Below are 8,664 nucleotides of genomic sequence, written 5' to 3'. Positions count from 1 at the left end.
ATTTAAAGTTTTTCCTGTTCAGAATTTCAAAGGTATTTGGTTAACCTGTGCCCACTTTTTGAAGGTGATCCACTTTAAATCACTCTTAACATTGTTACCCCAAACAAAAAGCCACCTCATTTTCAATAATGAAGTGGCTTATGATATCTATAGTTTATGGAGAAGTTTATTTCATTCCTTCTCTCTTAAAGGCTTTGAATGTATTTTTACTGATTTCTTTTTTACTCTTCACTTCATAAATACAAGCTTGAGAGTTAGGCTGTATGAATTCGTCAAAAGTATAATAAAATTCTTCTCGGGAATTAATTTCCCAATGCTTCAGTTTATATTCTTCTGCAAGATACTTAGCTGAAGTTCTTTGTTCAGTCTCAAAATACTCCCCTAATTCTGGTTGTCTTGCAGGACCGTCGATCATTCTGAAAATAACACCTCCGTGATTATTGAGTAAAACCACTTTTAAATTGGAAGGTAAATAGTTATTCCAGAAAGCATTTCTATCATAAAAGAAAGCTAAATCTCCTGTCAATAAGAAATGTAGCTCATCAGGATTCGCAATCGCATGACCAATAGCCGTACTTGTACTCCCATCAATACCACTTGTTCCTCTATTGGCAAAAACTTTTACATCCTCTCTTTCTACACCAATAAAATTAGCATACCTCACTGACATGCTATTAGCAAGGTGAAGTGTTGAGTTTTCTGGAAGAGAATTGATAAGATGGTTTACCACCTCTAACTCAGAGAAAGATAATAACTCAAAGAAATCTGCTTTTTGGGCTTTTACTCTATCATTATTTTCTTTCCAATTTGTCAGAAATTCAATGTATTCCTCTTCTTCAAAATTGATGGAATTCAGCTGATCAAAAAACAATGCTTCCGATGAACGAATAACTTTGGTCAAAGACATAAATGGATCTGGTACATCACCGGCTTCTTGAATATGCCAATGCTCTAAAGGCTTATTGTTCCTTAAAAACAGTTTTAAATTCTTTGAGATGACAGATTTCCCAAAAGTAATAAGTATATCAGGTTGAAGATCCTTATTCTTTTCAGGAGTAAGAAATACGTCTTGATGAACGGTAGCATTTTCTAAGTGACCATAGTTTGAGATCACATCAGAAACGACTGGAAAAGGCAAAGCGGATAAACTTTCCTCTACTTCCTTATCCAACTGACTTTGACCAGCTACAATAAGTATCTTTTTATTCTGTTGCAGTAAGGGAATAAGTTCTTCTTCCCATACTTCCTCTTCTAAATAAGGTTCTGAACTTAGCTCTTTTCTTATTCTAATGGAAGAGGCATCAAAATCAAACTGTTCCTCTGCATCAGGATAAAAGGGCTCTCTTAACGGCCAATTAATATGAACTGGCCCTTGTGGATAGCTCAACGCCTCATTTAAGGCTTCATTAGCAATTCTTTCCTTATACCATTTTGCGTCAGCATGTGAAAGATCGTCAGGCATCTGGAAACTTCTCTTGATATGATTTCCAAAGATATTATTCTGACGAATCGTTTGTCCGTCCCACTGATCAATCCATTCTGTTGGGCGATCAGCAGTAATTACAATAACAGGAATTCTCTGATAATAAGCTTCAGTGATTGCAGGAGTGTAATTAAGTGCGGCAGTTCCTGAAGTACATGCTATAACTACAGGACTTTCCGTTTGCTGAGCGATTCCCATTGCCACAAAAGCAGCAGAACGCTCATCACTTACAGATAGTGTATTGATATCAGGATGTCTAGCAAAAGCAAGTGCCAAAGGTGCCACTCTTGATCCAGGAGAAAGTACCACATCCTTCACTCCCATTAGAGACAGCTGGGCCACTAACTGCCCTACTTCATGCAATAATTCTGACTTATTATGCCCCATTACTTCTTATTTCTTTCTCTCCACTACATAAGTAATCAGCTCATGCAAAGCTTGACGGTATTCAGAGTCAGGCAATTCATCAAGAATAGCTCTACCTTCTTTGATGTATTCATGCATGGTTTTTTCTGCATATTCTAAACCGCCCGATTGTCTTACAAAATCAATGATCTCACGGACCACTTTCTGATTTGTATTTTGTGTTTTTATCTTAAAAATGATCTCCCTCTTTTTCAACCATCCTGCATTATTCAATGCATAGATTAAAGGAAGGGTCATTTTCTTTTCTTTAATGTCTATACCTAGAGGTTTTCCAATTTCATCGGTACCATAGTCAAACAAATCATCTTTGATCTGGAATGCAATACCAATTTTCTCACCCATCAACCTCATTCTATCCACAACTTCTTGTGATGCCCCTGCCGATGAAGCACCCACCGCCGTACAAGCGGCAATCAATGTAGCTGTTTTTTGTCGGATGATCTCAAAATAAACATCCTCTGTTATATCTAGTCTTCTAGCCTTTTCAATCTGCATCAATTCCCCCTCACTCATCTCTCTGACGGCAGTTGACACATATTTCAGCAATTCGAAATCCTCGTTCTCAACGGATAATAATAATCCCTTGGACAACAAGTAATCACCAACTAGAACAGCGGTTTTATTTTTCCATAAAGCTTTGATAGAGAAGAAGCCTCTTCTATAGTCAGCATCATCCACTACATCATCATGTACTAAAGTGGCTGTATGCAGTAATTCTATTAAAGCAGCTCCTCTGTAGGTTTGATCTATAATTTTTCCAGTAGCTCCAGCAGTCAAAAACACCATAATGGGTCTCATCTGCTTTCCTTTACTTTTCACTATGTAGCTCATTATTCTGTCTAACAGTGCTACATCGCTTTTCATAAAATAGCGGAACTTCTTTTCGAATTCAATCATTTGGTCCTTCACAGGACGTTGAAAATCCCCTAATACCTTCGGCATATATTATTTATTCTTCGTAACTGGAACGTAAGCTATCTTTTTTGTCTCAAAGAAGTCTTCTTCATAGAGATCTTTCATATCAAACAGCTTGTATTTCTTTTTGTTTAATTTTGAGAACTCTTCTGTCAGATCTCCTCCTTTTAAACAAATAATACCGTTTCTCATTTCGTGCCCTTGTTGGAAAGCCACTTTAGACCTCACCCATCTTAATAGAACATCAATTCTTGTTACGGCTCTTGATACAACAAAGTCATATTCACCATCTACTTTCTCAGCTCTCATTTGCTCAGCTTTCACGTTGGTCAATCCGATTGTTTTCGCAATCTCGTTCACCACATTGATTTTCTTAGCAATAGAGTCTACAAGGTGAAATTTCACATTAGGGAAAAATATGGCTAATGGAATCCCTGGGAAACCTCCTCCAGTTCCAACATCCAAAATCTCAGTTCCTGGCTTGAACTCGATGATCTTTGCAATACTCAATGAGTGCAGTACGTGACGTTCGTATAAGTTATCAATATCCTTTCTAGAAATAACATTTACTTTCTCGTTCCACTCTGCGTAAAGATCTCTCAACTGAGCAAATTGATTTTTTTGCACTGAAGTTAAATCAGGGAAATATTTTTCAATAATATCTATTTGTGCCATAAATTTTTGTTCACTGTTATGAAGGTCCAAATTTAAGGATATTTCAAAGCTATCTTAAATTTATTGTAGAGATTATTCCATAATAATTATCAAATCAATGTTTTTTAGGCAAATCTATCTAAAATATACATGTTGCATTATTCTAATTACCTCCATAACACAGTTAAAACTTCTTTATTATACTGCCATTTTCTTCTAAAAATACTATATGTAAGCAATTCACTACTTGATTCACTTTTTTAAAGAAAAACAAGAATAATACTCATAATTGAAGAATTGTCACATCATAGAAAAATTGAAAAAGTAAAGTTTTCATCAAAAAATGACTTTGCAAACCGAATTCTATTACATGCTTTATATTTCTATAATTGAACAAAAAGAAGAAAATTGGTGTAATAGAAGCAAACATTCTGAAAAACTGTTTTACAAAAACCTAATATTATTATGACCAACTTTACCACAGATATTAACAGCAGAAATAATACGCTCACCATACGTATGAGGGGCTTTTTTCAACCAGATGCTTTCACCGAAAATCTTGAAAGCACTTTGAAGGATATTCAAAGCGGGAAACCTCAAGTTGTATTATTAGATGCTCGATTTGTGAAGAGTGGTTGGATGTCTTCTAATCCATGGCTGGTCAGTTGGTTTATACCAAAGATATTACTATTGAAGGTACAGTACTTCGGTGTGATCATTGAAGATGACTGTGATCCTTTTACACGTTTTTCGATTATTAATTTGGAACATTTACTAGAAAATGAAAGTAGTTTTAAAATAAAATTATTTGAATCTCCAGAAGAAGCCGCTATCTGGGGTAGAGATAATATTAAAGCAGCGTAATAATATAAAAATATTTGGGTGGTTTATCACAGTTAATCTGTGAGAGGGGTCTCTTGGTCAGAGACCCTATTTTTTTGTTTCTACCTTTTTGAACAGTCTATTCACAACCTAACTCCCTTTTTCTTAATTTCAGATCCAATTTTAGTGATTACCACTGGTCCAAGTCACGCTCCACTGAACACTTGCGCTAGATCGATTTTATAAATGACATCAATATCTATCAATCAGTACTTATACTTCTTCTGCCACATCAACTGCAACCTATTCATCATTTCCTTTTCCCTACTATTTACCTTTGGTTTATAAAGCGTTTTTCCTTCTAAACCTTCTGGCATGTACTCTTGAGGAATAAAACCTTGGGGATCATCATGAGGGTAAATGTATGCATCTGCGTAACCCAATTCTTTCATTAATTTGGTAGATGCATTTCTTAAATGTAATGGAACTGGTAAATCTCCTGTCATTTTTACTACTTTTTGAGCATCCTTAATCGCAGTATAAGCTGCATTACTTTTGGGTGAACAAGCCAAATAAGTTGTTGCTTGAGACAAAACGATTCGTCCTTCAGGCATTCCAATATTTTGAATAGCTTGCATGCAGTTATTAGCAATCAACAAAGCGTTAGGGTTGGCGTTGCCGATATCTTCAGAAGCTGAAATAATCAATCTTCTTGCAATAAATTTAGGATCTTCTCCTCCTTCAATCATTCTTGCCAACCAATATACTGCTGCATTCGGGTCAGAACCTCTGATAGATTTGATAAAAGCAGAGATGATATCATAATGTGATTCTCCTTTTTTATCATAACGTGCCGCTCGTTGTTGTGCAACCATAGCGACTAATTCATCTGTAATGATAATTTCACCTTCTTCCTCTTTTGCCGCATCCACTGAAAGTTCAAGGAGGTTTAATAGCCTTCTTGCGTCTCCACCCGAATACCTTAGAAGGTTATAAGTATCTTTTAATTGTATGGTTTTCTTTTTAAGATAAGGATCTTCTTTAATAGCTCTATTCACCAACTCTAATAAATCCTTCTTATCCAAAGATTCTAATACATAGACTTGACTTCTAGAGATCAAGGCTGAATTCACTTCAAAAGATGGGTTTTCGGTAGTTGCTCCCACCAAAACAATAATACCTTTCTCCACAGCATTCAACAAAGCATCTTGTTGTGATTTACTGAAGCGATGAATCTCATCAATAAACAAAATTGTGCCATAGGCATAAGTGGCTTCCTTGATGACTTCTCTTACTTCCTTAACTCCTGCACTTACTGCACTCAATGTCTTAAAAGGCCTGCCTGTTGCTTCAGCTAATAGTCTTGCTAAAGTTGTTTTGCCTACACCTGGAGGGCCCCAAAGAATCATTGAGGGAATGGTCTTGCTTTCTACCATTCTTCTAAAAACACCGTCATCTCCTAAAAGGTGACGCTGTCCTACCACATCAAAAACTGATTTTGGTCTCATTCTCTCCGACAAAGGTGCGGCTCCCATCATAATCTTATTGCGTTTATTTTAAACACTAAATTGCTCAATATTATAGCAAATATACATAAGTACTAGGACAAAAGAAAAGATACATTTTGAATGAAGCGTTAAGAATGATGAATGAAAAAGTAAATATTTAGTATTTCTCCATCTTTTGCAGGAAGTTATACCTCTTTTATACTTGATATGTTTCAATGACCTACAAGTACTACATCCATTAATATATGGATAAGTCAAATATTATGATCATGAGTTGATAAATGAGATGTTTTTCCAAAAGACCATAATTTCAATTATGGGTCCACAAAATATGTGCATTCATTTGTCATGCTTCTCAAATGAACCTTATTTCATCTCAAAAACTTCAAGGTACAAAAAAAGAGGTCAAGCAATGCCTGACCTCTCTTAATTTTATGCAACTAAAACTTACCCTTTAGAAGAGTAGTTTGGAGCTTCTCTTGTAATTGTGATATCGTGTGGATGTGATTCTTTCACACCTGCACCTGTAATTTTCACAAATTTAGCATCTTTCAATTGCTCGATAGATCCAGCACCACAGTAACCCATACCTGCTTTTAATCCACCTACTAATTGATAAAGAACTTCCTCAACACGTCCTTTGTAAGGTACACGTCCAGCAATTCCTTCTGGTACTAATTTTTTGATGTCATCTTCTGCATCTTGGAAGTAACGGTCTTTAGAACCTTGGTTCATTGCTTCTACAGAACCCATACCTCTATATGATTTGAACTTACGTCCTTCGAAGATAATCATATCACCAGGAGCCTCGTCAGTACCTGCTAATAATGAACCGATCATTACTACATCAGCACCACCAGCGATAGCTTTTACTAAGTCACCTGAGAAACGAACACCACCATCAGCGATGAAAGGAACACCTCTCTCTCTTAATACTGAAGCCGCTTCGAATACTGCTGATAACTGAGGTACACCAACACCTGCAATTACACGTGTAGTACAGATTGAACCAGGTCCAACACCTACTTTGATACCATCAGCACCTGCGTCTGCCAACATTTCTGCTGCTTCTGCTGTAGCAATGTTACCTACTATAACATCTAAATCTGGAAATTCCTTCTTGATTCTCTTTAATGCGTCAATTACACCTTTTGAGTGACCGTGTGCAGTATCTAAACCTACTACATCAACACCTGCTGCTTTTAATTCAGCAACTCTCTCCATAAGGTCTGCAGTAACACCAATTGCAGCACCTACTCTTAAACGACCATACTGATCTTTACAAGCGTTTGGTCTGTTCTTGTTCTTAAGAATATCTCTATACGTAACCAAACCAACTAACTTGTTGGATTTACTTACGATTGGAAGTTTTTCGATTTTATGCTCTTGAAGAATCTCTTGAGCCTCGTCTAATGTGATACCATCTGCTGCTGTGATAAGGTTTTCCTTTGTCATCACATCCTTAACAGCGATGCCTAAGTCCTTCTGGAAGCGAAGGTCTCTGTTTGTTAAAATACCGATTAGAAGTCCTTCTTCGTCAACTACTGGAATACCTCCGATTTTGTATTCTCTCATTAACTCGTTTGCTTCAAATAATGTTTTGTTCGCAGTTAACGTAACTGGGTCCAAAATCATTCCTGATTGCGAACGCTTGACTTTTCGTACTTGGGAAGCTTGTTGTTGAATGGTCATGTTTTTATGGATGAAGCCTAAACCTCCTTCCAATGCCATTGCGATAGCTAACTCAGCTTCTGTTACAGTATCCATTGCAGCTGATACTAAAGGAATATTCAACGCAATGTTTTTTGTTAACATTGTTTTTGTAGTTGTTTCTCTAGGTAGGATTTCAGAGAAACCAGGTCTTAATAGCACGTCATCGTATGTGAGTGCTTCATACAAAACTTTACTTGGATCGATAGCCATTTGAAGCAAATAATTTAACTGTGATTATTTGCGGTGCAAAGTTAGAACTATATATGACTATTCAGCAATATTGGTGTTATTTTTTTTGTAAAAAATTATTAACCAGATATTTAGGCATAAAAAAAGGACACACGTATTACGTATGTCCTTTTTTTTGACTGTGGGGCGTACTGGATTCGAACCAGTGACCCCCTGCTTGTAAGGCAGGTGCTCTAAACCAACTGAGCTAACACCCCAGGTTTTACTATCTGTAAAATCTGGTGGGACGTATTGGATTCGAACCAATGACCCCCTGCTTGTAAGGCAGGTGCTCTAAACCAACTGAGCTAACATCCCATTTGTACATCATGTCAATAATTGTGGGGCGTACTGGATTCGAACCAGTGACCCCCTGCTTGTAAGGCAGGTGCTCTAAACCAACTGAGCTAACACCCCAGGTTTTACTATCTGTAAAATCTGGTGGGACGTATTGGATTCGAACCAATGACCCCCTGCTTGTAAGGCAGGTGCTCTAAACCAACTGAGCTAACATCCCATTGTACATCATGTCAATAATTGTGGGGCGTACTGGATTCGAACCAGTGACCCCCTGCTTGTAAGGCAGGTGCTCTAAACCAACTGAGCTAACACCCCAGGTTTTACTATCTGTAAAATCTGGTGGGACGTATTGGATTCGAACCAATGACCCCCTGCTTGTAAGGCAGGTGCTCTAAACCAACTGAGCTAACATCCCATTTGTACATCATGTCAAATTGTGGGGCGTACTGGATTCGAACCAGTGACCCCCTGCTTGTAAGGCAGGTGCTCTAAACCAACTGAGCTAACACCCCAGGTTTTACTATCTGTAAAATCTGGTGGGACGTATTGGATTCGAACCAATGACCCCCTGCTTGTAAGGCAGGTGCTCTAAACCAACTGAGCTAACATCCCATT

At 37.3% G+C, this 8,664-nt stretch carries 6 protein-coding genes and 8 tRNA genes; 1 reads left to right on the top strand and 13 read right to left on the bottom strand.

Annotation, left to right across the window (positions count from 1 at the left end; translation table 11 throughout):
- Positions 1-166 precede the first annotated feature (166 nt).
- From menD to rsmG, 3 genes are read right to left on the bottom strand one after another with little or no spacing between them, the layout of a single operon-like run.
- Positions 167-1,870 (bottom strand): 2-succinyl-5-enolpyruvyl-6-hydroxy-3-cyclohexene-1-carboxylic-acid synthase, encoded by a 1,704-nt coding sequence (menD, locus tag HHU12_RS23655; RefSeq protein ID WP_169659207.1) that lies wholly within the window; start codon positions 1,868-1,870, stop codon positions 167-169.
- Between the two features lie 6 nt (positions 1,871-1,876).
- Entirely contained in the window at positions 1,877-2,851 is a 975-nt protein-coding gene (locus HHU12_RS23650; protein WP_169659206.1) for a polyprenyl synthetase family protein, read from the bottom strand.
- 3 nt (positions 2,852-2,854) lie between these two features.
- Entirely contained in the window at positions 2,855-3,499 is a 645-nt protein-coding gene (gene rsmG / locus HHU12_RS23645; RefSeq protein ID WP_169659205.1) for a 16S rRNA (guanine(527)-N(7))-methyltransferase RsmG, read from the bottom strand.
- A gap of 444 nt (positions 3,500-3,943) precedes the next feature.
- Here rsmG and HHU12_RS23640 point away from each other — a divergent pair, with 444 nt between their 5' ends.
- A complete protein-coding gene (locus HHU12_RS23640; protein ID WP_169659204.1) occupies positions 3,944-4,342 on the top strand; it encodes a hypothetical protein in 399 nt (132 codons plus the stop codon).
- A gap of 224 nt (positions 4,343-4,566) precedes the next feature.
- Here the strand turns inward: HHU12_RS23640 and HHU12_RS23635 are convergent, their stop codons facing one another.
- The 10 genes from HHU12_RS23635 to HHU12_RS23590 all read right to left on the bottom strand — a co-directional run bounded on the left by HHU12_RS23635 (position 4,567) and on the right by HHU12_RS23590 (position 8,661).
- The gene (locus tag HHU12_RS23635) at positions 4,567-5,835 is read right to left on the bottom strand and encodes a replication-associated recombination protein A (protein WP_169659209.1); all 1,269 of its coding nucleotides are present in this window, start codon (positions 5,833-5,835) and stop codon (positions 4,567-4,569) included.
- A 420-nt stretch (positions 5,836-6,255) separates the two neighbouring features.
- A complete protein-coding gene (guaB, locus tag HHU12_RS23630) occupies positions 6,256-7,731 on the bottom strand; it encodes an IMP dehydrogenase (RefSeq protein WP_169659203.1) in 1,476 nt (491 codons plus the stop codon).
- Positions 7,732-7,892: 161 nt separating this feature from the next.
- A tRNA-Val gene (locus HHU12_RS23625) sits at positions 7,893-7,967 on the bottom strand.
- 22 nt (positions 7,968-7,989) lie between these two features.
- Positions 7,990-8,067, bottom strand: a tRNA-Val gene (locus HHU12_RS23620).
- A gap of 24 nt (positions 8,068-8,091) precedes the next feature.
- Positions 8,092-8,166, bottom strand: a tRNA-Val gene (locus HHU12_RS23615).
- A gap of 22 nt (positions 8,167-8,188) precedes the next feature.
- Positions 8,189-8,266: transfer RNA gene (locus HHU12_RS23610), tRNA-Val, on the bottom strand.
- Between the two features lie 23 nt (positions 8,267-8,289).
- Positions 8,290-8,364: transfer RNA gene (locus HHU12_RS23605), tRNA-Val, on the bottom strand.
- Positions 8,365-8,386: 22 nt separating this feature from the next.
- Positions 8,387-8,464 (bottom strand) — tRNA-Val (locus HHU12_RS23600).
- 22 nt (positions 8,465-8,486) lie between these two features.
- Positions 8,487-8,561 (bottom strand) — tRNA-Val (locus tag HHU12_RS23595).
- A gap of 22 nt (positions 8,562-8,583) precedes the next feature.
- Positions 8,584-8,661 (bottom strand) — tRNA-Val (locus HHU12_RS23590).
- Positions 8,662-8,664 lie beyond the last annotated feature (3 nt).

This window comes from Flammeovirga aprica JL-4 (assembly GCF_012844305.1).
Taxonomy (GTDB): domain Bacteria; phylum Bacteroidota; class Bacteroidia; order Cytophagales; family Flammeovirgaceae; genus Flammeovirga; species Flammeovirga aprica.
Note: the sequence above shows the minus strand (reverse complement) of the source record. Positions and strands in the feature narration are given on the sequence as shown.

What these genes read in the sequence shown, in the direction of transcription:
- menD (WP_169659207.1), bottom strand. Translation starts at nt 1,870, where the DNA reads ATGGGGCATAATAAGTCAGAATTATTGCATGAAGTAGGGCAGTTAGTG.
- HHU12_RS23650 (WP_169659206.1), bottom strand. Translation starts at nt 2,851, where the DNA reads ATGCCGAAGGTATTAGGGGATTTTCAACGTCCTGTGAAGGACCAAATG.
- rsmG (WP_169659205.1), bottom strand. Translation starts at nt 3,499, where the DNA reads ATGGCACAAATAGATATTATTGAAAAATATTTCCCTGATTTAACTTCA.
- HHU12_RS23640 (WP_169659204.1), top strand. Translation starts at nt 3,944, where the DNA reads ATGACCAACTTTACCACAGATATTAACAGCAGAAATAATACGCTCACC.
- HHU12_RS23635 (WP_169659209.1), bottom strand. Translation starts at nt 5,835, where the DNA reads ATGGGAGCCGCACCTTTGTCGGAGAGAATGAGACCAAAATCAGTTTTT.
- guaB (WP_169659203.1), bottom strand. Translation starts at nt 7,731, where the DNA reads ATGGCTATCGATCCAAGTAAAGTTTTGTATGAAGCACTCACATACGAT.